At 59.8% G+C, this 23,747-nt stretch carries 25 protein-coding genes; 9 read left to right on the top strand and 16 right to left on the bottom strand.

All coding sequences use genetic code 11. The features are described from left to right. Positions 1-61 precede the first annotated feature (61 nt). From modC to ACSSVV_RS08850, 6 genes are all read right to left on the bottom strand, one after another. The gene (gene modC, locus ACSSVV_RS08875) at positions 62-1,141 is read right to left on the bottom strand and encodes a molybdenum ABC transporter ATP-binding protein (protein ID WP_454106122.1); all 1,080 of its coding nucleotides are present in this window, start codon (positions 1,139-1,141) and stop codon (positions 62-64) included. Beyond that, on the bottom strand, positions 1,138-1,818 hold the full coding sequence (gene modB, locus ACSSVV_RS08870) for a molybdate ABC transporter permease subunit (protein WP_228224148.1): 681 nt from the start codon (positions 1,816-1,818) through the stop codon (positions 1,138-1,140). The genes modC and modB overlap by 4 nt, the downstream gene beginning before the upstream one ends. Further along, positions 1,818-2,585: a molybdate ABC transporter substrate-binding protein gene (gene modA, locus ACSSVV_RS08865; RefSeq protein ID WP_454106121.1), complete on the bottom strand. Its 768-nt coding sequence runs from the start codon at positions 2,583-2,585 to the stop codon at positions 1,818-1,820. The genes modB and modA overlap by 1 nt, the downstream gene beginning before the upstream one ends. 9 nt (positions 2,586-2,594) lie before the next feature. Further along, on the bottom strand, positions 2,595-3,548 hold the full coding sequence (locus tag ACSSVV_RS08860) for an alpha/beta hydrolase (protein WP_228224146.1): 954 nt from the start codon (positions 3,546-3,548) through the stop codon (positions 2,595-2,597). Next, entirely contained in the window at positions 3,514-4,500 is a 987-nt protein-coding gene (locus ACSSVV_RS08855; RefSeq protein WP_222179588.1) for a sterol desaturase family protein, read from the bottom strand. The genes ACSSVV_RS08860 and ACSSVV_RS08855 overlap by 35 nt, the downstream gene beginning before the upstream one ends. 111 nt (positions 4,501-4,611) lie before the next feature. After that, positions 4,612-5,349, bottom strand: a complete 738-nt coding sequence (locus tag ACSSVV_RS08850; RefSeq protein ID WP_228224144.1) for a glutathione S-transferase family protein — start codon at positions 5,347-5,349, stop codon at positions 4,612-4,614. 109 nt (positions 5,350-5,458) lie between these two features. On the opposite strand from ACSSVV_RS08850, the gene ACSSVV_RS08845 reads away from it, so the two are divergent. Both ACSSVV_RS08845 and ACSSVV_RS08840 read left to right on the top strand, forming a co-directional pair. Then, positions 5,459-5,896 (top strand): META domain-containing protein, encoded by a 438-nt coding sequence (locus ACSSVV_RS08845; RefSeq protein ID WP_222179586.1) that lies wholly within the window; start codon positions 5,459-5,461, stop codon positions 5,894-5,896. 129 nt (positions 5,897-6,025) lie between these two features. Further along, positions 6,026-7,003 carry an META domain-containing protein gene (locus ACSSVV_RS08840; protein ID WP_228224143.1) on the top strand — a complete coding sequence of 326 codons (978 nt, stop codon included), beginning with the start codon at positions 6,026-6,028 and terminating at the stop codon, positions 7,001-7,003. On the opposite strand, the gene ACSSVV_RS08835 is transcribed toward ACSSVV_RS08840, so the two are convergent. Then, positions 6,979-7,812 (bottom strand): substrate-binding periplasmic protein, encoded by an 834-nt coding sequence (locus ACSSVV_RS08835; RefSeq protein ID WP_228224142.1) that lies wholly within the window; start codon positions 7,810-7,812, stop codon positions 6,979-6,981. The genes ACSSVV_RS08840 and ACSSVV_RS08835 overlap by 25 nt on opposite strands. 144 nt (positions 7,813-7,956) lie before the next feature. On the opposite strand from ACSSVV_RS08835, the gene ACSSVV_RS08830 reads away from it, so the two are divergent. The 5 genes from ACSSVV_RS08830 to ACSSVV_RS08810 all read left to right on the top strand — a co-directional run bounded on the left by ACSSVV_RS08830 (position 7,957) and on the right by ACSSVV_RS08810 (position 11,750). After that, positions 7,957-9,057: a M14 family zinc carboxypeptidase gene (locus tag ACSSVV_RS08830; protein ID WP_228224141.1), complete on the top strand. Its 1,101-nt coding sequence runs from the start codon at positions 7,957-7,959 to the stop codon at positions 9,055-9,057. A gap of 1 nt (position 9,058) precedes the next feature. Next, positions 9,059-9,796 carry an alpha/beta fold hydrolase gene (locus ACSSVV_RS08825; protein WP_022993163.1) on the top strand — a complete coding sequence of 246 codons (738 nt, stop codon included), beginning with the start codon at positions 9,059-9,061 and terminating at the stop codon, positions 9,794-9,796. Between the two features lie 77 nt (positions 9,797-9,873). Then, the gene (locus ACSSVV_RS08820) at positions 9,874-10,491 is read left to right on the top strand and encodes a glutathione S-transferase family protein (protein ID WP_454106120.1); all 618 of its coding nucleotides are present in this window, start codon (positions 9,874-9,876) and stop codon (positions 10,489-10,491) included. Between the two features lie 109 nt (positions 10,492-10,600). Continuing rightward, complete coding sequence (locus tag ACSSVV_RS08815; protein WP_454106119.1) at positions 10,601-11,218, top strand: DUF4202 domain-containing protein; 618 nt, start codon at positions 10,601-10,603, stop codon at positions 11,216-11,218. A 253-nt stretch (positions 11,219-11,471) separates the two neighbouring features. Next, positions 11,472-11,750: a DUF2218 domain-containing protein gene (locus tag ACSSVV_RS08810; protein ID WP_454106118.1), complete on the top strand. Its 279-nt coding sequence runs from the start codon at positions 11,472-11,474 to the stop codon at positions 11,748-11,750. Between the two features lie 136 nt (positions 11,751-11,886). Here the strand turns inward: ACSSVV_RS08810 and trpC are convergent, their stop codons facing one another. The 6 genes from trpC to rpe all read right to left on the bottom strand — a co-directional run bounded on the left by trpC (position 11,887) and on the right by rpe (position 17,612). After that, the gene (trpC, locus tag ACSSVV_RS08805) at positions 11,887-12,699 is read right to left on the bottom strand and encodes an indole-3-glycerol phosphate synthase TrpC (RefSeq protein WP_454106117.1); all 813 of its coding nucleotides are present in this window, start codon (positions 12,697-12,699) and stop codon (positions 11,887-11,889) included. 174 nt (positions 12,700-12,873) lie between these two features. Beyond that, complete coding sequence (gene trpD, locus ACSSVV_RS08800; RefSeq protein WP_454106116.1) at positions 12,874-13,902, bottom strand: anthranilate phosphoribosyltransferase; 1,029 nt, start codon at positions 13,900-13,902, stop codon at positions 12,874-12,876. Positions 13,903-13,920: 18 nt separating this feature from the next. Beyond that, positions 13,921-14,499 carry an aminodeoxychorismate/anthranilate synthase component II gene (locus ACSSVV_RS08795; RefSeq protein ID WP_454106115.1) on the bottom strand — a complete coding sequence of 193 codons (579 nt, stop codon included), beginning with the start codon at positions 14,497-14,499 and terminating at the stop codon, positions 13,921-13,923. A gap of 16 nt (positions 14,500-14,515) precedes the next feature. Next, positions 14,516-16,003: an anthranilate synthase component I gene (gene trpE, locus ACSSVV_RS08790; protein ID WP_011786928.1), complete on the bottom strand. Its 1,488-nt coding sequence runs from the start codon at positions 16,001-16,003 to the stop codon at positions 14,516-14,518. Between the two features lie 236 nt (positions 16,004-16,239). Beyond that, positions 16,240-16,929: a phosphoglycolate phosphatase gene (locus ACSSVV_RS08785; protein WP_454106114.1), complete on the bottom strand. Its 690-nt coding sequence runs from the start codon at positions 16,927-16,929 to the stop codon at positions 16,240-16,242. Further along, a complete protein-coding gene (gene rpe / locus ACSSVV_RS08780; protein ID WP_011786926.1) occupies positions 16,926-17,612 on the bottom strand; it encodes a ribulose-phosphate 3-epimerase in 687 nt (228 codons plus the stop codon). The genes ACSSVV_RS08785 and rpe overlap by 4 nt, the downstream gene beginning before the upstream one ends. 98 nt (positions 17,613-17,710) lie before the next feature. Between rpe and ACSSVV_RS08775 the strand changes: the two genes are divergently transcribed. Next, entirely contained in the window at positions 17,711-18,676 is a 966-nt protein-coding gene (locus ACSSVV_RS08775) for a DUF3530 family protein (RefSeq protein WP_011786925.1), read from the top strand. Here the strand turns inward: ACSSVV_RS08775 and ACSSVV_RS08770 are convergent. Genes ACSSVV_RS08770 through ACSSVV_RS08760 form a run of 3 tightly spaced genes read right to left on the bottom strand, consistent with a single transcriptional unit; the run spans position 18,673 to position 21,154 of the window. Further along, the gene (locus tag ACSSVV_RS08770) at positions 18,673-19,428 is read right to left on the bottom strand and encodes a DnaJ domain-containing protein (RefSeq protein ID WP_011786924.1); all 756 of its coding nucleotides are present in this window, start codon (positions 19,426-19,428) and stop codon (positions 18,673-18,675) included. The genes ACSSVV_RS08775 and ACSSVV_RS08770 overlap by 4 nt on opposite strands. Beyond that, on the bottom strand, positions 19,425-20,111 hold the full coding sequence (murU, locus tag ACSSVV_RS08765; protein WP_141067418.1) for an N-acetylmuramate alpha-1-phosphate uridylyltransferase MurU: 687 nt from the start codon (positions 20,109-20,111) through the stop codon (positions 19,425-19,427). Before murU ends, ACSSVV_RS08770 begins: the two co-directional genes overlap by 4 nt. Positions 20,112-20,113: 2 nt before the next feature. After that, positions 20,114-21,154, bottom strand: coding sequence for an aminoglycoside phosphotransferase family protein (locus tag ACSSVV_RS08760; RefSeq protein ID WP_014422789.1), 1,041 nt, complete (start codon positions 21,152-21,154; stop codon positions 20,114-20,116). A gap of 238 nt (positions 21,155-21,392) precedes the next feature. On the opposite strand from ACSSVV_RS08760, the gene ACSSVV_RS08755 reads away from it, so the two are divergent. Next, positions 21,393-23,726, top strand: coding sequence for an LPS-assembly protein LptD (locus ACSSVV_RS08755; protein ID WP_454106152.1), 2,334 nt, complete (start codon positions 21,393-21,395; stop codon positions 23,724-23,726). Positions 23,727-23,747 lie beyond the last annotated feature (21 nt).

The raw sequence follows: 23,747 nt of genomic DNA, 5'->3' as shown, positions 1-23,747 counted from the left end.
TTAAACGCCAGAGTAGCGATATCACTGGTCACACTCTGTGGCCAAAGGGGCCAGAAGTCGTTCAGTCCACCAGGGCAACCGATTTGATCTGGAGCCACACCGGCTGGCCGGGGGTGAGTGACAGCTGGGCCGCGGAGCGGCTGGTGAGCCGGGACAGGAACGGGGTATCGCCGGCCAGCAGTCGCACCAGGGTGGTGCCGGGGGTGACATCTGTTTCGACACGATCCACCCGTGCCGGCAGCAGATTCTGAATGCTCTGGTCCCGGTGCTCCGTCAACGCGATACTCACATCTCTTGCCAGTACCTGTATGCGGGCTGGGTCGCCGGGCCGGAAGCGCGGATCCTGTCGCAGCCACAAGCTGCCACCATCAAAGCTGAAGCGGGCGAGATGCCATGGCTCATCCAGCGCATCCAGTGTTGCCTGAACCAGTACACCTGCGTCTTCCTCCAGCCGAAACGGCTGGTCCACACGGGCCAGAGTCTCTTGCAGCGGTCCCTGTGCGATAACACGCCCGTTGTCCATCATTACAATGTGGTTGGCCAGGCGCGCCACTTCGCTGGTGGAGTGGGAAACGTAGAGCATCGGAATGGCCAGATGGTCGCGCAGCCGCTCAAGGTAGGGCAGTATCTCCTGCTTTGAGCTCTGATCCAGTGCCGACAAAGGTTCATCCATCAGCAGCAGTCGCGGGCTGGTGAGAATGGCCCGGGCAATGGCAACCCGTTGTCGTTCGCCCCCGGACAGTCTGGCAGGCATACGCTCCAGAAGGTGGGCCAGGCCGAGCCAGGAGACGGCATCGTCAAATCGGATCTGGCGGTCCTGTGCCGGAACCCGGCGCTGCCCGAACGTCAGGTTTCGGCGTACTGACAGGTGGGGAAAAAGATGCGTTTCCTGGAACACATAGGCCAGGGGCCTCTGATGAACAGGCCTGAACAGGTTGTCTTTCTGCCAGGGCGTGCCCAATACGGAAAGCTGTCCGTGAGCCTGCTGCAGCCCGGCGATGCAGCGGAGCAGCGTGGTTTTGCCGCATCCGGAGTGACCGAATAAAGCGGTAATCCCGTTGCCGGGTAGCTTCAGGTCGACATCCAGTTCAAATCCGGGAAAGCGGCAGATAAAACGTGCCTCGATGGCTTTGGGATTCATCGCAGGGCCCCCGCCCGGGCCCTGCCATTGAGGACGTACAGGGTCGCCAGAACGATGAAGGAAAACGCCACCATGCCCGCAGCCAACCAGTGGGCCTGGGTGTACTCCAGGGATTCCACGTGATCGTAGATGGCCACCGACAGCACTTTGGTCTCGCCCGGGATATTGCCGCCAATCATCAGGATGACGCCGAACTCGCCGATTGTATGGGCGAAGGTCAACACGCTGGCGGTGATAAAACCGTTGCGGGCCAGCGGAATCACCACGAAGAAAAAACGGTCCCAGGGCCCGGCCCGGAGGGTGGAGGCGGTCTCCAGAAAGCCTTCGCGGATACTTTCGAAAGCGTTCTGCAGGGGTTGCACGGTAAAGGGCAGGGAATAGATAACCGAGGCCACTACCAGGCCCTCAAAGGTGAACGGTAGTAAACCAAGGCCAAGACGTTCTGTCAGTTGGCCGACCCAGCCATTCGGGCCAAGCAGTAGCAGAAGATAGAATCCGAGCACCGTGGGCGGCAGGACCAATGGCAAGGCGACGACCGCAGCAATCGGCTGGCGCAGCCAGTGACGAGACCGGGCCAGCCACCAGGCGATCGGAGTTCCTACCAGAAGCAGTACCAGGGTTGTCAGTGAAGCCAGCTTCAGCGTCAGCCAGACCGGCTGCCAATAGGTTTCCAGCATCAGTCCGCCGTGTCGTATCCGTAGTCCTGAATAATCGCAACAGCCTCCGGGGATTGCAGGAAGGCGAGCCAGTCTCTGGCGGCAGCATTGTCGACACCTCGCTTCAGAAGAATCGCCTGCTGGTCGATGGGGGCGTAATAGGCTTGCGGAATCCGCCAGAGTGTTCCGTCCTGATTCGGCCAGGCTTTGACCTGAGCCAACGCTACCAGCCCGGCCTGGGCATTGCCGCTGGCAATGAACTGGAAGGTCTGGGCGATGGAGTCGCCACGGACCAGTTTGGGCTGCAGCGGTGACCAGAGTTCCAGGTGTTCCAGGACCTGCTGTGCGGCCTGGCCATAGGGGGCAGTTTTAGGATTCGCGATGGCCAGCCGCGAGAACGACTGTTCGCTCAGGTAGGCGATGGGAGAGATAAAGGCCGCGGTCTCAGGGCTCCAGAGTACCAGCTCGCCCCTGGCATAGGTAAAGCGAGAACCGGGAACGGCCATCCCGTCGGATTCCAGTAACTGGGGGCGTTGGGCATCGGCCGCCATGAACACATCAAATGGAGCGCCGTTGCGAATCTGGGCGTAGAGTTTACCCGTGGAGCCGAAACTGGCGGTGACCCGGTGACCGGTTGAGGCCTTGAATGTCTCCACCAGACTGGCGGTGGTGTCGGTGAAATTGGCAGCGACGGCGAGGGTCAGATTCCCCGCATAGGCGTTGCTCAGGGGCAGAAGCAGCCAGATTGCCAGCAAAGGGAAGAAACGCCAGCAGGTACGGCGGCTCATAGCGATTCCTTATGGTTGTGACTGGGCCAGTGGCAGGTCGCCGACCTCCGACCGAGCGGGCGACTGAATACGGCATAAGGTTAGCACGTATTGCCACACTTCCATGCGATTGGTTTCATTGAGCATCTCATGGCGCCCGCCGTCGAACAACCGCAGCGTTACCTGCTCGATGCCCGACTCCCGGATGGTCTGAAAATGCTGGCGGACGCCTTTCCCCATCTCGCCCACGGCATCGGCGGTGCCGGACAGCAAGTGTACCGGAAGATCCCGATACCAGGTTGCCGGTCGGATGCTCAGCATGCCGGCAATGAAGTCCTGCCAGAGCCCCATGGAGCAATCAAAACCACAGCAAGGATCGGCTTCGTAGCGGTCTACCTGCTCGGGATCACGGCTCAGCCAGTCGCTGCCGGTACGGTTGGGCCGGAAAGCACGATTGAACTGGCCAAAGGTCATCTTGCCGATGAGCCGGCTGCGATGGCGCCGGCCGCGGACGCCGGCAATCAGGTTAACCAGCAGCCGCGAGGCCAGCAGTTGGGGCCGGTGGATGCGGTTGGTGGCACTGAGGATCAGGGCGTTGATACGGTCGCCGTATTGCTGGGCATAACTCTGAGCGATGAACGAGCCCATGCTATGGCCGAGCAGATTTACTGGCAGGCCTGGATGCTGCTTGCGGGCAGTCTCTACCACTTGAGCCAGGTCGTCCACCACCCGTTGCCATCCGTCCTGGTCTGCATAATGGCCCTGGTGTTCAGTCGGGCAGTGGGGGCCATGCCCCCGGTGGTGATAGGTGATGACAAGAATGTTGTGAGCCCCGAGCCAGTGGGCCAGCTCCTGGTAGCGATCACCGTGCTCCGCCATGCCATGGCTGATCACCAGAATGGCAACTGGCTGTGCCGGCAGGTATTGCCGTCCGGCAATGGTGTGGCCATCAGGGGTATTCAGCTTCAGAGGGTGTTCGGTCATGGTTTCGGCCCGCATCCTTGTTGTTGTCCTGAGGTGCCGGGCGCTGCCACTCCGGCGGATTCCATAAATGCTGAAGACGGGACAATAAGCTGCCGGGGCGGGCCATGTCGCGGAACATGTCCACATATTCGTGGGTCCAGAGCACAATCAGGTTATTGGAATGAATCTGCCGGGTAATGCCGTATTCCGGTGGATTGCTGTCGCTCTCCGAGACAAAGGTTCCGAACAGGCGATCCCAGATAATCAGTGTGCCACCGTAATTGCGGTCGATGTATTCCGGATTGCGGCCATGGTGTACCCGGTGGTGGCTGGGGGTGTTGAAAAGGAATTCGACCCAGGCCGGCAGGTGTCCCACCAGCGTGGTGTGCACGAAAAACTGGTACACCAGGGAGAAAGCATAGGCGATGCCGATCCACACCGGGTTGAAACCGATCAGCGCCATGGGCAAATAGAAAATCCACATGCCGTTGAAAATGTTGGTGGCATTCTGGCGCATGGCGGTGGAGAAGTTCATGCGTTCGGACGAATGATGGACGACATGGGCGGCCCAGAACCAGCGCATACGGTGGCTGGCCCGGTGCATCCAGTAAAAACAGAAATCCACACCGAGAAAGGTCAGAAATCCGGTTGCCCAGTTCAGCTCCAGTTCCAGTAAGCGGTAGTGATAGCAGAGCGCGTAGACGGGGAAGGCGATCAGGCCGGCAAAAAGTAGCTCCGTAACCTGGTAGCCGGCACCGAGGGCGAAGTTGCGAATAGCCTCCGGCACGTTCATCAACCGTGGATCGTGCCGTATCTTCAGGTATTCCCACAAGGTAACCGCAATGAACACGGGGGTGGCGATAACGAAAATCAGCTGTCGTTCGTCAAGTGCCAGCCAGGGGGCCAGGAACTGCCAGAGGCTGATCAGCCCGCTGTCTTCCAGCACTGTCCGCATCATGTCGATCACCACCATGGCTGCTCCCCGAATTATTCTTGTAGAGAGCCATCATCTCACAGCACCGGTTAAAGGCGATGTCCTATCGCGCCAGGGTTGCTGGCCTATTCCGCCACCGCCTGGCCAGCGTCACCGGTTCTGGCGATACACCGCGGCGATGGGATCGATAGCAGTCTGCCATTCGGATAGCCAGGCCTGCACAGGCTTCGGAACCCTGGCCGGCTTTGGCCATGGCACCGGGTATTCGGGCGGCTGGAACAACGGCGCCAGCAGTGAGCAGGCAGTGAGATCGGCGCGGGTAAACTGGTCACCGACGAGGAACGGACGTTGCTGGTAGATCTCTGCCAGTTCCTTGACCAGAGCCTCCAGGGTTGCCTGTGAGCTATCGGCGGTTTTCTGGTTGATCTTCATCCACTTGCGCATGATCTCATCAACCCGGCTGAAGGCCAGGCTAAGCAGGATGCGATTATAGAACGGCGTACCCGCTGCCAGCATGGGTACCACCACTTTCGGGCGCTGCAGAAAATAGTGGTACACCCAGGTGCGCAGAGCGGGGCCGGCCTGTTCGTCCAGCTTTTGTTCCAATTCCAGGGCCCTGGCCTGAAGGCCTGGATCCGTCGGCACCAGGGGCTTGTCTGGAAAGACCTTGTCGAGGTAATCCAGGATCTGTGCGGAGCCCTGGATGATCTGGCCGTCGTGTTCGAGTACCGGTACAGACGACTCGGCCCCGGTCAGTTTGCGAATCGTGTTTACATGCTGGCCCGGGAGCAGGTTGACAGCCTGATAGTTGATGCCCTTGTAGTCCAGGGCCCAACGCGTCTTTTCGCAGTAGTGCGAAATGCAGAACTGATAGAGTTTGATCGCCATGGTGTAGCTCCGGATGTCTGGTAACTCAAGATTAACCTTTCTGTATGCGAATTCCCAAGACGGCAGGCGTAGAATGCAATGGTTATCTCACTATCTATCAGGGGGTTATATGAGTCTTGCAAAGAATGTCATGGCGATGTTGCTGATTACCGGGTCGCTCTGGGGCTGCTCCCTCAATGCCGAGAAAGAGGGTGGAAAGCCCGGGTCGCTGGCCGGTAGCCAGTGGTTGGTGGAAGAGATTGATGGTGAGCCGGTACTCGAGGGTAGTGAGGTTACCATCGGGTTCACCGATGAAGGGCGGGTGTTTGGCTCATCGTCCTGTAACCGATACAACGGAGGCTGGCATGTTCAGGGCAAAGAGCTGGTGTTTTCCCAGATGGCCGCGACGCGAATGGCCTGCCCTGAAACCCTGATGCAGCAGGAAAACCGGTTTCTGAAACTGCTGGGCGACGTTCACGGGTATCAGTTCTCTGCAGATGGCCGTCTGGTGCTTGAGACCGGGCAGGGCGTTACCATCCTGGCCTCTCCAGCCGCTGAACAGGAGTAGTTCCGGTCGCCTTGGCGATGACGTGACACAGATACGCTTCTGCCTCAGCGCTTTGCCTCGATCGTGGTGAATCCAGGATGGAATCTCTACAATGGCGACTTGTAGTCTGGAACAACAGAGGATGTGTTCATGTTTTTGCGACAAGGTGTATCGCTGTCTGTCGTGGTTCTTGCGGGCGCCCTGATCAGTGCCTGTGCCTCCAGCCCGACGAAAACGGGCTTGTCGGAGTTTGGCCGTTACCAGTGTGGCCAGCTGGATGTTACGGTCACCAGCTCCGGTGACGACGAACTGGTAGGGCTGGAATACCTGAATCGCCGGGTTCTGCTCAAGCCGGCCGAGAGCGCCTCCGGCGCCCTGTTTGTCGCGCCCGGCGACCCGGATACCCGGTTCTGGAGCAAGGGGGAGCGGGCAACGCTGAGCCTGCGTGGCGAGACGCTTCCCGAGTGCCTGGAGCCGGGTGCCATTGAATCCTCGTTTCGTGGGATAGGCACGGAACCGTTCTGGTCTGTTGTTATCGAGAATGGCCAGATGCGGCTGACCCGTCCTTACGACCAGCAAGTTACCGAAGATATCCGCCTGAACGAGATTCTTGCCAATCGCCACGGTCGCGCCTATGAAGCCACGCTGGGTGACGAGCGGACGGAGGTGCGGATCGCTCATCAGTTGTGTGAAGACCAGATGGCTGGCGCTCAGTATCCGGCTCAGGTTCGTTTGACACTCGGCGATGAGACATTTGAGGGTTGTGGCGGGGATCGTCAGCGGCTGTTCCGGGGTGCCGAATGGGTGGTGGAAGACCTTGCCGGTGCCGGCATTATTGACCGCTCCAGAATGACCCTGAGGTTTCTGGCGGACAACCGGGTAGCTGGCCGGGCTTCCTGTAATCGCTATACGGGAAGTTACAACCTGACGGGAGAAGGGTTGTCCTTCAGTCTTCAGGCCACCACCATGATGGCCTGTGCGCCGGCATTGATGAATCAGGAAAGGCGTTTCCTGGAGCTGCTGGAAGAGGTAACGGATGGCCGGATCGGCCGGCATGGTGAATTGCTGCTGCAAACACCCGCTGGCGATACCATCAAGGCTTTTCAGTCTGAGGTGGAAAGCCCGTAGGACGCCTTGATCTCGTCCAGGCGGCCAGTTTCAGCCAGCCTGGCCAGACCCGCATCCAGCAGTCTGGCCAGTTCCCCCGACCTTGGATTCCCGGCCGAGAAGGCAATGTAGACGGGGGCCTGGTGGGCGATCCCGGCCAGTCTTGGAGGTGGATATCCGGAATGCTCCCGCAAAAACCAGCTCATGACCGCCTGGTCTTCGGCGAAGGTATCGGTGCGTTCCTGTGCCAGAAGTCTGAGAGCTCGCCCGAGGGGCGCTGCTCCGGAGATGACCCACACTCGTTCGGGGTCATCGGTATAGTCTGCAATATATCGATCCAGCTCCGGAGAGTAGGAGTAACCGTTGATCACCAGCAGGGTTTTTCCGTTAAGCGACTCCAGACCCCGGTATTGCCATTGACTCTCCGGATGCGTGTACAAGCCGATACGGGCAGTGCCCATGGGGCGCTCCGGAAAGACAAAGTCCGGGGCGTCGCCTTTCAGGGCGCCGATAACGCCATCAATCCGGTTCTCCCGGGCCAGGCTCAGGGAGCGGGCCCAGCCATAGTTTCTGTACTCAACGTCAAAGCCGGATGCGGCAAAAATCTCCCGCGCAATATCCACCATATAACCTTCCTCCGGCGCACCAGACCGGCAGTTATGGGGGCACCAGGGGTCGGCGGCGAGAATGATCCGGTGTTGATCAGGATGGGGGGCAGGTTGCTGGCGCGTGGCGCTTTCCGTGGCTTCATGCCGTCCTGGTTCTGTAGCCTCATCGGGTGAGCAGGCGGCCATCAAAAGGGCCAGGATGAGCAACGGGAATCTGGGCATGAGCGGACTGGGTCACGGTAATCTGCGAAGGTGCATTTTCATAGTATACCCTTGCATACTATTTGCAATAACAGGTTCGACACTGTCAACGGACTGAAGCATTTCTGGCGCACACTGTCATCAGCCGTTGCCAGAGAGCCTGAAATGACCGAACTGAAAGCATTGACGCCCCACGCGGTGATACCAGCGGAGCAAGCCCGCCGGGACAAAGGCCAGAAACGAAGGCTTCGCACTTTCCTGCCGGAGTTGATCCAGCTCGAGCGGCTGCTGGCGGAGGCGCCGGAAGGTGTCTCCAGTTCGGTACTGTCCCGGGTGAACGTTCGCGACCTTGAACTGCCGGTCTATCGGGTCGACCTGGGCACCGACCGCAAGGATGTGCCCGTTGTTATGCTGATTGGCGGAGTTCATGGGCTAGAGCGTATCGGCACGCAGGTGGTGATGGCGTGGCTGTCTTCTTTTCTGGCCCGCCTGGCCTGGGATGACAGCGTACAGGCGCTTCTGGAGCGGGTGCACATCACGCTTCTGCCCATGCTGAACCCGGGCGGCATGTACCTGAACCAGCGCAGCAATCCGAACGGGGTTGATCTGATGCGTAATGCGCCGATCACGGCCCAGGATCGCAGTGCCTTCCTGTTGGGAGGGCAGCGGCTTTCACCACGCTTGCCCTGGTATACCGGTGATCCCGAACAGGGGATGGAAGCCGAGAACCTGGCCCTCGAGTCGGTGATCCGGGAACTGCTCCCGGGCCGTCCATTCAGCCTGGCGCTGGATTGTCACTCCGGGTTTGGCTGGCAGGATCAGATCTGGTTTCCCTACGCCTATCGCCGCCGGCCCATGCGCCGTATTGGCTCGGTCATGGCGCTCAAGCTGATCTGGGAACAGGCCTACCCCAATCACACGTACCGGTTTGAGCCGCAATCTGCCCACTATCTGACCCATGGTGATCTATGGGACTACTTTTACAAACAGGTTAACCGAACCAGCGACGGAGTTTTCCTGCCGCTCACCCTGGAAATGGGATCCTGGCGCTGGATTCGTAAACGCCCGCGTCAGCTGTTTCGGCTGGAAGGCTTCTTCAACCCACTGGTTCCGCACCGACACCAACGGGTGTTGCGCAGTCACATGCCGTGGATTGATTTCCTGTTGAACGCCGCTGCCAGTCATGAGAACTGGTTGCCGGGGGCGGATGAAGAGTCCATGCTGAGGGAAGCTGCCATTATGCACTGGTACAGGGATAGCCGATGACATGCACTGGATCCTTCTGAGAGGCCTTACCCGGGAGCAGGGCCATTGGGGCGATTTCCCGGCACAGCTTCGCTCGGCCTTTCCGGAACACCGGTTCCACACCATTGATCTGCCGGGCACCGGCACACTGTTCCGCGAGGATTCTCCTGACACTATCCCTGAGATTCGCAGGCGCGTCTGTGAGCAGGTCAATCATATACCCAGGCCGTTCAGCCTGTTGGCGTTGTCCATGGGCGGTATGGTGGCCCTTGACTGGGCCCAGCATGCCGAACCCGGGGAGCTGCAGCACCTGGTTCTGGTTAACACCAGTTCCGGTTTCAGCCCGTTCTGGAAACGCATGCGCCCGCTGGCCTGGCCGCGCGTGACTCAGCTACTGGCCCGTCGAGAGCTGTTTCACCGGGAGCGGGATATTCTGCGCCTGACGTCCAATCGAGAGATTCCACTGTCTTTGTGCAAAGCCTGGTACAGCATCCAGCGCCAGCGTCCTGTCAACTATCGTACGGCGTTCAATCAGTTGCGGGCGGCAGCCCGGTTTCAGCCCTTGCCGCAGCGGCCCATGGCAGACGCCCTGCTGCTGGCGAGCAAGGGTGACCGTATTGTGCACTGGCATTGCAGCGCCGAACTGGAACGGCGCTGGTGCTGGACGCTTCGGCTGCATCCGGATGCCGGGCACGACTTGCCGCTGGATGAACCCGGATGGATCATCCAGCAGATGGAACATTGGTTGCCTGGTCAATAGCGGTTGCTTGACGCAACTGTTTTTTGCGGTCACGCTCATTGACGTCAATTCAACGAGTGAACGGAGCCAATAACAAGATGAAACTCTTCGAAACCCGAACCGCCCCCAATCCGCGTCGAGTGCGCATGTTCCTGGCCGAGAAAGGCTTGCTGGACCAGGTTGAACTGGTGCAGGTGGATATTGAAAAAGGGGAAAACCTGAGCCCGGACTTTGTTGCCCGCAACCCGATGAAGAAAGTGCCGGTGCTGGAACTGGATGACGGCACCTGCATTGCCGAAACCATGGCCATCTGCCGCTATTTTGAGGAAAGCTATCCGGACACGCCCAGTCTGTTGGGTGAATCACCGCTGGAGAAAGCCCTGGTGGAGCAGTGGCTGCGCTGGATCGAATTCTATTTCATGATGCCCACCGGCATGTGCTTTCAGCACACCACCGGCTATTTCAAGGACCGGATGAACCCCATCAAGGAGTGGGGGGAGGAGTGCGGCCAGGGCGTCGAGAAATTCATGCATTTCCTGAACAAGCAGCTCGAGGGCAAGGAATACCTGTGCTGTGACCGGTTCACCGCCGCCGACATCAACGCTTTCACCACCGTAGCCTTTGCCCGGGTGGTCAATATCCGCATCAAACCGGAGCAGGAACACCTGCAGGCCTGGTTCGACCGGATCAAGGCCCGGCCTTCGGCGCAGGTCTGAAGTTTGCCGGTGACCTGAAGTCCGGCCGGCTGATAGTATCGCTTGATGGAACGGCGCGCCCTGTTCACACGGGGGCGCCAGGAGCGAGCCGTGCGACTTGAAGGACTGAATGATGAGCAACAGTGCCAATCTGGAATGTGCGATTAATGCCATCGACCAGGCAAACCAGCAGGATCCCAACCGCGAGGAAATAGATGGTGAATCCCTTCCCAGGGAATTCGCGTACAGTCTGCACATGACCCGCTGGCTGTTTGAGCTGGAGCTGGAACCTTCCGAGCGCATGCAGATTGCCTGTCGGGCCCAGCATATCGAGCGCTGGACCATGCCTCGGAGTGACTATGGTGAGGGCCGCAAGAATTACTATCAGTGGCGTCAGGCATGCGGCCGAATGCATGGCCGCCGGGCGGCTGAGATCATGGCGAAGTGCGGCTACCCGCAAGCCGAGTGCGAGCGGGTCGAAACCATTCTGACCAAGCGTAAACTGCGGGAAGACGAAGATACCCAGTTGTTGGAAGACGTGGCGTGTATGGTGTTTCTGGAGCGCTATTTTGCGCAGTTCTTTGAAGACAATCCGGATTACGACAAAGAAAAATGGCTGCGCATTGTGCGGCGGACCTGGGCCAAAATGACGCCCCGTGGCCACAGTGCCGCCCTGAAGCTGGCCGAGGGCATGCCCGCTCACCTGTTGGCGTTGCTGCAGGAGGCTCTTGCCGCACCCGCTGAGTGAATCCTGCACTTGAGCTACTGCCACTCGTTGCATATGATATGCATTATCATTTGGCAGGGGTTGCAAACCATGGCGCCCCGGGGCCAACGCGGCACGTGATGCCATCAGCCGGACCGGCGCCATTGCTCTGGTGGCCAGAACCTATGGTATCGAGGCCCGCATCGAGCGATGCTCCCGGGAACACCCCATTGTGCTGGCGGATCGTCCGCTGTCCGCAAGTGTTAATTGACCCATTGATGTCGAGGAAACTGCCATGCCAACCATGAACGCCCAAGTGGCCACCACCGATCCCGGTCGCCTGATCAATCGCCTGTGCAAACACTTTCGCCACAAGATTGAGGCTGAGTGGAGCGAGATCGATGGCAGGCTGACTTTCTCCATCGGTGAATGCCGGCTCGAAGCAGCAGACGGTAAGTTGCTTATGCGGTGCCAGTCACCCACCGAGACGGAGCTGGAGGAGCTGGGCCAGGTGGTAGCTTCTCACCTCATCCGCTTTGCCGGCGATGAGGTGGATGAGGTTCATTGGAGTTAGACGGACGACGGGATCAGTTTTGTCGGACGAAAACGCAAAAACAGCGCCACGGCCAGAAGGGGCCGGTCAGTATCGGGTTGTCGGAATCCTTGCCGGTCTCTGCGTCCATACTTGCCTCACCCGTTTATCCTGTGAATCAGCCGAACAGCTCCTGCAGTTTCTCACCCGGATCTGGCGCGCGCATGAACGACTCACCCACCAGAAACCCGTAAATGCCCCGGCTGGTCATGGCCTCAACATCTGAACGGGTCATGATCCCGCTCTCGGTAATGGTCAGTCGGTTTTCGGCAATCCGGTGGTGCAGTTCAAAGGTGGTGTCCAGCGACACCTCAAAGTTGTGCAGATTGCGGTTGTTGATGCCTACCAGCGGCGTGCTCAGGGTAAGCGCATCGTCCAATTCCTCGCCATCATGCACCTCCACCAGCACGTCCAGCCCGATCTCGTGGGCGATGCCCTCCAGCTCCTGCATCTGGTCCTTGGTCAGGCAGGCGGCAATCAGCAGGATGCAGTCGGCACCAATAGCCCGGCTTTCGTACACCTGGTAGGGCGCTACGATGAAGTCCTTGCGGATCACCGGCAGGCTGCAGGCCGCGCGGGCGGCTTTCAGGTAGTCTTCGTGGCCCTGGAAGAAATCTTGGTCGGTGAGCACTGACAAGCAAGCTGCACCGCCCTGTTCGTAGCTCTCGGCAATGCGTTCCGGTTCAAACGGATCACGCAGGATGCCTTTGCTGGGAGAGGCCTTCTTGATCTCGGCGATGACCGCCGGCCGCTGAGCTTCGATGCGGGTGCGCAGGGCATTGGCGAATCCACGCGCTGGAGCTTGATCGCCGGCCATGGCTTTCAGGTCTGCAATCGAAACCTTGGGCTTACGTTCATCAATTTCCTCCCATTTCCGATCAACGATTTTACGCAGGATGGTGGGAGTCTTATCCAAATGTCGTTCAGTCATCTCGTGCCTGCTGAATTGGGTGCTGGAGCCGATGATGGGGGCCTTTCCAAAACACGCCCACAAGTACGTCCCTGTAAGGCTTGACTGTAGCCATCCATGGCTACAGACAGTTTTGGAAAGGCCCCCACCACCGGCTCTTCAAACTTGCTCAGGGCCTTCCGGAGTTAGTGGCCCTTAGAAACACTGAGAAAAATCAGCCAGCTCCGACATCTTGCCAGCCGCCAAACCGGAACCCATGGCATCCAGTGCCATATCGACGCCTTCTTTGGCGGTCTTGGCCAGGCCGGCGACATAGATGGCCGCGCCGGCGTTCAGCGCGATCATATCGCGGGCTTTTTCGGTGGTTTCGTCGTGGTTGCGGCCGAAAGCGGCCTTGATCAGCTTCAGGGATTCGTCGGAGGAATCCACCGTCAGGCCCACCAGCGACTGGCTCTTGATGCCCAGGTCTTCCGGCGTCAGGTCGTATTCGGTGATTTCGCCATCCTTCAGCTCTGCAACATGGGTGATGGTGGCCAGACTGATTTCATCCAGGCCGTCCTTTGAGCAGACCACCATAATGTGTTCTGCTCCCAAACGTTGCATCACTTCTGCCATCGGGCGGCACAGTTCCCTGGTGAACACACCGATCAGCTGGCGAGTGACGCCGGCCGGGTTGGTCATCGGGCCAAGGATATTGAAGATGGTCCGGCAGCCCAACTCCCGGCGCGGTCCGATGGCGTGCTTCATGGCGCCATGGTGGGCCGGCGCAAACATGAAACCGACGCCGATCTGTTCGACGCAGCGGGCCACTTCTTCCGGTTTCATGTCCAGATTGATGCCGGCCTTTTCGATCAGGTCGGCGCTGCCGCTCTTGGACGATACGCCCCGGTTGCCGTGCTTGGCGACGAAGCCGCCGGCTGCGGCCACCACAAAGGAAGAGGCCGAGGAGACGTTGAACAGATTGGCGCCATCGCCCCCGGTACCGACGATATCCACCAGCGGGCTGGCGTTGATGCTGACCTTGGTGGCCAGTTCACGCATCACTTCGGTGGCGCCGGTGATTTCGTCGATGGTTTCGCTCTTCAGACGCAGGCCCATCAGGAAGGCACCGATCTGGGCGTCGGTGGCTTCGCCGTTCATCACAATACGCATCACATCCTTCATTTCGTCCCGGGACAGGTCCAGGTTGGAGGCAATGCGGTTCAGTGCTTGTTTCATGTCCATGGGGTCGTCGGCCTCTTGTTATGTTCTCAGGAAGTTGCGCAGCAGTTCATGGCCCTGTTCGGTCATGATCGACTCGGGGTGGAACTGCACGCCTTCGATGGGCAGGGTCTTGTGGCGTACGCCCATGATTTCTTCAACGGAGCCGTCGTCGTTGCGGGTCCAGGCGGTCACTTCCAGGCAATCGGGCAGGGTGTTCTTGTCGATCACCAGGCTGTGGTAACGGGTGGCCTGCAAGGGATTGGTCAGGCCGCGAAACACGCCTGCATCCTTGTGGTACACCGCTGACACCTTGCCATGCATTACCCTTCCGGCCCGGATGATATCGCCGCCGTATACCTGGCCGATGGACTGGTGGCCCAGACAGATACCCAGGATAGGCAGTTTGCCGGCGAAATGACGAATGGCGTCCATGGAGATCCCCGCCTCGTTGGGCGTGCAGGGCCCCGGGGAAATCACCAGTCGCTCGGGGTTCAAAGCTTCGATTTGTTCAATGGTGATTTCGTCGTTCCGGTATACCTGTACGTCGGCACCCAGCTCAGCCAGGTACTGCACCACGTTGTAGGTGAAGGAATCGTAGTTATCGATCATCAGCAACATAATCTGTTCCTCCGCCTCAATGGTCGTAGTCGTTGTAGGTCATGGCCACGGCACGGAAAATTGCGCGGCCCTTGTTCATGGTTTCTTTCCATTCGAGGCGGGGAATGGAGTCTGCCACCACGCCGGCGCCGGCCTGGATGTGCAGAGTATTGTCCTTGATCACCGCGGTGCGGATGGCGATGGCGGTGTCCATGTTGCCGTTGAACGACAGATAGCCAACCGCACCGCCGTACACGCCGCGCTTTACCGGTTCCAGCTCGTCGATAATCTCCATGGCGCGGATTTTCGGCGCGCCGCTGAGGGTGCCTGCGGGCAGGGTGGCGCGCAGTACGTCCAGGCAGCTGGTGTTTTCTTTCAGTCGACCGGTCACGTTAGAGACAATGTGCATCACGTGGGAATAGCGCTCCACGATCATCTTGTCGGTCAACTTCACTGTGCCAGTTTCCGACACCCGGCCGGCGTCGTTGCGGCCCAGGTCGATCAACATCAGGTGCTCGGCGATCTCTTTCGGGTCGGCCAAGAGTTCCTTTTCCAGGGCTTTGTCCTCGGCATCGGTGGCGCCGCGTTTGCGGGTGCCGGCGATGGGCCGGACGGTGACTTCCTCATCTTCCACACGCGCCAGGATTTCCGGAGATGAGCCGACAATATGGAAGTCTTCCAGATCCAGGAAGTACATATACGGTGACGGGTTGAGCACGCGCAGCGAACGGTAGAGGTTCAGGGGTGGTGCCTCGAACGGAATCGACATGCGCTGGGAAATGACGGTTTGCATGACATCGCCATCCAGCACGTAGCCTTTGATCTTGTCCACCGCCGCTTCGAATCTGTCCTGGGTAAAGCCGGAAATAAAGTCGCTCTCGTCCACCACCTTGCCGCGTAGATGTTCCGGCGTGCGGGGGGCGTTGGCGGTCTGGCGGTGCAGTTGGCTTTCCAGCTCGTCGATGCGGCGTTGCGCCGCTTCGTAGGCGCCTTCAATAGACGGGTCCACGTGCACAATCAGATGCAACTTGCCGCGCAGGTTGTCGAACACCACGATTTCATTGGACACCATCAACAGAATATCCGGCGTGCCGATCTGGTCGGGCGGGCAGCTGTTGCGCAGGCGCTTTTCGATGTAGCGCACGGTGTCGTAGCCGAAATAGCCCACCAGGCCACCGTTGAACCGGGGCAGTTCGGGCAGGTCCGGGGCGTTAAAGCGCTTCTGGTAGTCGTCCACAAAAGCCAGAGGGTCATCGACCTCTGCCTGTTCGACCACTTCGCCGTTGCGGCTGACTTCGATGCGGTGGTCGAAGACTTTCAGCACTTCCTGGCTGGGTAAGCCGATGATTGAATATCGGCCCCATTTCTCGCCACCCTGTACCGATTCGAACAGGTAGGAGTATGGCCCGCTGGCCAGTTTCAGATAGGTGCTGAGGGGAGTGTCGAGATCCGCCAGAACTTCGCGGTACACAGGGATACGGTTATAGCCGGCTTCAGCGAGCTCGTGGAATTGCTCGGGTGTCATGGTTCGGTTTCCTGAAATCTGATCTGCGTTTTGTCAGAACGGTGTTACACCGCTGTGACCGGTGGTGCGGGCAAGCAGGCATGCGCCATCAGCCCCGTGGCTTGCTCAGCCGGTGCGCCATCGCCACCATCGTGTTGCGCGGGTTGTCAGGATGCCTCGCGCTGCAGTCAGATTCAGTCCCTGCACGGCAGGAATCTCCCGAATTGATGTGTTCAAAATAAAACGTCCTTGCGAGATTACAAAAGCTCGGCCAGCGAATCAACAACAGCATCTGCACCGAGACTGTCAACGGAGCCGCCAAAGTTATAGCCATACCTGACGGCGACGCAGGGGATGCCTGCTGCCAGGGCTGCATTGACGTCAGCTTTGGAGTCCCCGACCATCACCGTGGTGCCCCGTGTGCCGCCCAGTTTTTCCATGGCGTGCAGCAAGGGCGCCGGGTCCGGTTTTTTCACTGGCAGGGTATCGCCACCGACCGAGAGGTCGAACCACTGATCCAGACCGGTTTTTTCCAGCAGGGGCTGAACAAACTGGTCAGGTTTGTTAGTGACCACGGCCATACGGCAGCCCAGTTGCCGCAGGTGGTCCAGGCAGTCTTGGACGCCGGGAAATACCTCTGAATGCCGGCCATTCAACTGGCCGTAGGCGTGATAGAAAATGGTCAGGGCGTCGTTGAACAGCGCCTCATCTTTAGCGGTGGCGGGTTCCCAATCGGTTTTTCCGGCCAGGGCCCGGCGCACCAGAACCTGGGCGCCGTTGCCAACCCAGGTGCGCACCTTGTCCAGGCCTGCCGGGCTACGCCCCAGGTGCTCCAGCATCTGATCCACGGCGGCGGCCAGATCCGGTGCGCTGTCTACCAGCGTGCCGTCCAGATCAAACAGGGCGACTCCCGGCCAGCGGGCGTTGAACAGGCCTTTCAGGCTCATCCGCCGATCACCTTGCGGGCTTGCTCAAGTTCCTCTCGCATGGCATCGATGGTGGCCTTGTAATCCGGAGTGTTGAATATGGCAGAGCCGGCCACAAAGGTGTCGGCGCCGGCCTCGGCGATTTCCCGGATGTTGTCGGTTTTCACGCCACCATCGATTTCCAGGCGAATGTTGTAGTTGCTGGCATCAATCTTCTTGCGGGCTTCCTTGAGCTTGTCGAGGGTGCCGGGGATAAACTTCTGGCCACCGAAGCCCGGGTTCACTGACATCAGCAGCACCATGTCGAGCTTGTCCATGACGTAGTCCATGTAGCTCAGCGGGGTGGCGGGGTTAAACACCAGTCCGGCCTTGCAGCCGCCGTCGCGGATCAGTTGCAGGGAACGGTCAATGTGGTTACTGGCTTCCGGGTGGAAGGTGATGTAGCTGGCGCCGGCGTCAATAAACATGCGGATCAGGTCATCCACCGGAGACACCATCAGGTGCACGTCGATGGGGGCGGTAACGCCGTGCTTGCGCAGGGCCTCGCACACCATGGGCCCAATGGTGAGATTAGGGACATAATGATTGTCCATCACATCGAAGTGCACCACGTCGGCACCAGCAGCCAGAACGTTATCGACTTCTTCGCCCAGGCGGGCGAAATCGGCGGAGAGGATGGATGGGGCAATCAGATATGGATTCATCGGGGCTCTCTCGGTGTAGTGAATTATCGGCCTCTGGGCAACCCTGCTAGTCTATCAGTTTGCCGGTGATTTTCGCAGCGGGATAGGTGCATTGGCTCATGGTGTTGAAAGCAATCAGATTACTTTGTCTGTTCTTGATCAGCGGCTGGCTGAACGCCGCTGTGGCCCAGGATGAGGCGAAGGGGGGTGAGGAAGCGGAACCCGCGACCAAGGCTAATCCAGCGTCAAGATCCGGTTTTTCAACGGGTTTGGGCGAATGGGCGCTGGTACGGCGTTACCCGGAGCAGGCTGTTTGGCTCGATCTGGACGACGAAGGCCGGGCGTTGGGGTTGTTCCTGCCCGAATACGTTACGCCGGCAACCGGGGCTTTACTGATACTGGCCGACGAAGGCCAGACGGCCGATGAGGGTGTGCTGGGATCGTTGCGGGTGGCGCTGGCGGAGCGGGGTCTTGCGGTGATGACGGTTGGCCTTGGGCTGCCGCCGGAGGCGATACGGCGACATCGCATGGATGTCATGGCGCCTGGCCTGGATGATGACGCCGGACAGAACCCGGATCAGGGCGGGAATACATCGGATTCGGTCATGATTGATGTGGCTGAGGAACCGCCTTTTGATGACCTGACCGCAGATTTTCGAAATTCGGTTCGTACAATTCTGTCCGCCGGGGTAGCCGTATTGCAGCAGCGTGGCTATGAACGTGTGGGCGTGCTGGGCATGGGCTGGTCTGCCGACTATGTCACGGACTGGGCGGCGGACGCCGCTGCCGTGTCTGCGGTGGTCTGGCTGGCCCCCCGGTTTCCGGCCCGGCAGGCCGTTACCTTGCCCTCGTTGTTGAAGGAGCGAAACGGAGGACAGGGATGGCCGGTGCTGGATCTGCATGATTCCGCTGGGCCTTCCGGCGCAGAGGGCCGGGCGCGGGCGGCGGCGTTTGCTCGCGCGGATGTGGCCGGTTACGACCGTCAGCCCGTGGCCCTCAATCGACCACTCCGGGCTGAAGATGCGAGGCGGGTTGCCAGCCGGGTCAGTGCCTGGCTGAAAAACCTGTCGGCCAGCGGGGATTAAAGTGCCCGATGTCTCTGGCGAATCAGTTCCCAGGCCTGTTGATAGCGTAACAACCGGTCTTTTGCCATCGCCACTTCCGAGGGCGCCAGTTTCTGTTGCGCCAGTTTGTCCGGGTGGCAGGCGGAAACCTGTTTGCGGTAAGCGCGTTTGATGGTCTCCAGCGAATCTCGCCGGGTTACGCCCAGAATCTGGCAAGCCTGCTCGTAGGTCGCCGGCTTTTGCGGCGGCGCGGCAGTGCGAATCCACACTTTGCTGGCGTAGCTTTCGAAAATGTCATCGCTGATGACAACGGGCAACCCCATATGGCTGATGGCGTCTTCGCAGCGGTAGCGCCGGGCCTTGCCGGGCTGGCCCAGGATTTGTGCGCCATGGCACAGGCAGATAGCGGTTTTCAGGGCCGGTGCCGGCCATAGCAGCAAGGCCAGGCGCAGTATCAGGCCCTGGCGCAGGGGCAGATGGTCAGTGTCCTTGCCCTTGCGAAACTGATCGATGGCTTTGCGGCGTTGCCTGGCCGACAGGGCCAGGGCTTTCATCAGGGCTTCGGCATAATGAATGTCCGGTTCCCGGACCCGGCCATCGGCCTTGGCAATGTAACCCAGAAAAAAGAACAGTGGCTTGCGGTACCAGCGCGGCAGGCGCGCGCGCTCCAGCAGGGTGCTGGCCTGATGTCCGCAACTGGACAGTTCCTGCAGCAGTTCCTGGAACGACGACTCCATTCTCGCCGGCAGGGCGGGTGGATTGCTCTGCCTCATGATGTCCGGGCCCTTTCGTGCAGCCACTGGTCCAGGCTCTGCAATCGTTCTGGTGTGCCGACGTCCACCCACTGGCCGTTATGATGCAGGCCGGTGACCCGGTTGCGGGCCATGGCTCTGCGCAGCACAGGGCCAAGTTTGCCGGCGGCATCGTCCAGTTCATCAAACAGGCGCCGGTGCAGCACGCTGATACCGGAGAAGGTGAGTTTTTCGGTCCCGTCAGGGTTCAGAAAGCCGTTGTCCTGAAGATGAAAATCCCCCTCAGGGTGGTGGGGTGGATTAGAAACCATCACCAGCAGGGCATCGGCATTGGCCGGGGCCTGGAGCTGGCTGAAATCGAAATCGCTCCAGATGTCACCGTTGACCACCAGGAACCAGTCGTCGCCCGCGTCGGTCAGCAGAGGCAGGGCCCGGATGATGCCACCGGCGGTTTCCAGCGGTTCACCCTCTGCAGAGTAGCGAATGCTGACACCAAAGGCCTCGCCATCCCCCAGCCGGGCTTCAATCTGTTCCCCCAGCCAGGCATGGTTGATCACAATGTCGCTGAAACCGGCGTCGCGCAGGCGCTCGATATGATGAACGATCAGGGGCTGCCCCCCGGCTGACAGCAACGGCTTGGGGGTGGTCAGGGTCAGCGGGCGCATACGCTCGCCTTTGCCGGCGGAGAGAATCATAGCCTTCATAGTCAGCGAACTCCCGGCTCCGGCAGCGGGCCAATGCGCTGTTCGATGGCCGGAATCACGGTGCTGCAGAGCCACTCGTGAAAATGCCGGAAGGCTGGTTGCCGGGCGCTGGCATCTCGCAGATAACTGACGGTGCGGGGAATGTCAGCCAGGTAGCCGGTCTTGCCGTCGCGAATGGCGAGGCGGGCAAAAATGCCGGCGGCTTTCAGATGGCGCTGCATGCCCATGAGCTCAAACCACTGCCGGAAAGTATCTGCATCAGCGCGGTGCAAGCCGGCCTGCTGGCTGGCGTTACGAAAATGCTCCAGCCAGCTTGCCAGTCGCTGTTCCGGCCAGCGCACGTAGCAGTCTTTGAGCAGGGAGACGGCATCATAGGTGATGGGGCCGCGTACGGCATCCTGAAAATCGATCACGCCGGGAACCGTCTGGCTATCACGGACCAGAAGATTGCGGGAGTGGTAATCGCGGTGCACGGTGACTTCCGGCTGCGCCAGGGCACTCTCCCGGAGCAGGCCGAAGGCGGTGTCCAGCAGCGCCCGTTCCTGGTTGTCGAGTTCCAGCCCCAGGTGTTTTTCCAGCAGCCAGTCCGGGAATAGCGCCATCTCCCGGTCGAGCAGGGCTTGGTCATAGGCGGGCAGTGGGTAGTCTGCCGGGTCGTCCAGCCCGGCAATACGCGCCAGTTCGTCCAGCGCGGCCCGATACAGGGTGTCCACATCGCCCTGTTCCAGGGCCGTTAACATCAGCAGATCGCCCAGGTCTTCCAGTAACAGAAAACCCTGCTCAAGATCCTCGGCGGCAATGGCGGGCACGGCGATACCGTGTTGATGCCAGTGCCGGGCGATGGCCACAAACGGAACGCAGTCCTCGTGCTCCGGTGGAGCATCCATCACAATGAAGGGGGCGGGTTGCCCGCCCGGCACGTCTTTCCAGACCCGGAAGTACCGTCGAAAACTGGCGTCGCCGGAAACCGGTGTCGGGCTGGCGGCCGAGAAGCCGGGAATTTGCCTGACCCAGCGGGTCAGCAACTGCAAACGGTTATCCATGGTCAGATCAGCATTCCTGGATCGGTGGATGATGGCCGGCGCGTTAACCGGGCACTCTCTGCACCGGAGTATAAAGAGGGTAAAACGGAATTGCAGCGGGCTTTCCGTTAACAAGCCTTGAGGGCGCGTGTAAACTAGGTGCCCTTACGCCCAGCCATCATTCAAATGGAACAGGAATTTCGTCAACGTGCCCAGCCATTGCTCCTCCCTGTTGTGCGCCAGGTTCCGGCTTTCAAGCCTGGCCGTCATCGTGGCATTGGCAGCGAGTGGCGTACGTGCCGAGGGGGCGGGTAGCAGCCCCAGCGCCGCTGAGATTGACTGGCGCCCGCGCAGTGAATTGCCGCCAGAGGTGGCCGGTCGGCTTCCGGTATTCTGCGAGGGAGGTTATCTGCCTGGCACGGTTGGCGGCGATGGCGCCGTGGTGCCGGGCGAGGGCATTGAGGGTTCCATGCCACTGAAAGCCAGTGCCCTGAACGCCCGCTATGAACTGGATAGCGAACTCTACCTGCAGGGTGATGTGCGCCTGCGCCAGGGTCCGTTCCAGGCGACCGGCGCGGAGGCACGGTACAACCAGCAGTCCGGCGAATTGCAACTGCAAGGACCGCTGGTCAGCCGAGGTGAAGGCTTTCTGCTGACCGGGCAGGACGCGAACTATTCTACCCAGTCCGGGCAACTGGATATCAACACGGCCACGTTTCTCCTGCACGAGTCGGAACTCAGGGGCGAGGCCTCATCCCTGTCCAGGGTCAGTGAAAGCCAGGTGGTTATCTCCGATGGCATGATCACTACCTGTGGTCCGGGCCAGAACGACTGGTCGATTGTGGCATCGGACATCGAGCTGGATCAGGCGGAAGGTTTTGGTACTGCACGGCACGTGCGGCTGGAAGTGTTGGATGCGCCGGTATTCTACTGGCCTTACATTACCTTCCCGATTGATGACCGCCGCAAGACCGGTTTCCTGTATCCCCAGTTTGGCTCGTCCAGCGCTGGTAGCGGGGCCTACCTGGCCTTGCCGTACTATCTGAATCTGGCACCCCATTATGATGCCACCCTCACACCGCAGTATATCCACGGTCGCGGCCTGTTCACGGAAGTGGAGGGGCGCTACCTCAGTCAGTATGGCGAATCGGTGCTGCAGCTGGGGTATATCGACAATGATTCTGCTTTTCGGGATGAAAATCCGGGTGAAAATGGCGAGCGCTGGGCCCTGGATTTCACCACCCGGGCGGCATTTGGCGGAGGCTGGAGCGGCTACGGCGATTACTCGGTGATTTCAGATGAGGATTATCTGAGCGATCTGAATCGCAGTCTCGAAATAGACCAGGCGACGCATCTTCAGCGTCGGGGTGGTGTTCGTTACTACGGAGCCAATCAGTACTTTGAAACGTACCTGAACGGCTACCAGACCATCCCTGACCGTATTGCCGACGTTGATAAGCCCTATGCCCAGTTGCCGGAAGTGATCTACGGCGGCTCGCTGGAACCTGGCTGGCTGGAGGCCAGCCTGGAAAGCCAATACACCTGGTTCTACCGGGACAATGAGAACCTTACCGGCCTGGACAAGGCCAACGGCCAGCGGTTACGGGCGATTCCCGAACTGGCGTTGCCCATGAGGGCGCTCTGGGGCTTCAGTCGTCCCTCGGTCAGCCTCGACTACACCCGCTACGAGCTGGATGACTACACCCTGGGTGACGCCGGCTTTGACCGCACCGTGCCGGTGTTCGAGTGGGACAATGGTTTGTACTTTGATCGTCGATCCAGCCTGTTTGACTTACCCTACAACCAGACCCTGGAGCCCCGGCTGTATTACGCCTGGGCCGATGCCGAATCCGATCAGAACTATATCCCGGATTTTGATACCGGCATCCGCAGTTTCCGCTTTGACCAGCTGTTCCGGCGGGACCGGTTTACCGGCGGGGATCGGGTCGGTGACGCCAACCAGTTGACGGTGGCGCTCACCAGTCGTTTCAATGACCTCCTGACCGGGGCGGAGCGGGCTCGGGTGAGTGTTGGCCAGGTGCGCTATTTCGAAGATCGTGAAGTGGATCTGTTTGGCGAGGGCGCATCCGACCGGAGCCGCTCACCGCTGGCGGGCGAGTTGGTGCTGAACCCCATCGACAATCTGGAGCTTCGTTCTTCCCTGCTGTGGGATCACGAAACCCGGAAAACCGAAGAGGGCCGCAGCCAGCTGATTTTCCACTCCGAGGATTATCGTTACCTGGCGACACTCGGACATACCTACAGCCGGCCGGATGAGCTGGAACAAACCGACATTGGAACGGTCTTTCCGGTAACGGGCCAGGTCAGTGCCATTGGTCGCTGGGTCTGGGATTCTGAGCTCGACCGAACCGTGGGCACCCTTGCCGGTCTGGAATATAACAACTGCTGCTGGAGTTTTCAGGTGGTGCACCAGAACTACCTGACTGATGACGAAGAACTGGACACCCGCTTGCTGTTCCGGATTGAACTGAAAGGTCTGGGCGGCAGTGGCGGTGCATCCGACAACATCGCGGACGCCATCTACGGCTACGACGAGCGCGAGCGCCGGAGGTTCGGAAACCCGCGCCGTTGAACGAACCTGAATCTGCAGGCC

The sequence above is a fragment of the Marinobacter sp. MBR-105 genome (assembly GCF_053628895.1).
Note: the sequence above shows the minus strand (reverse complement) of the source record. Positions and strands in the feature narration are given on the sequence as shown.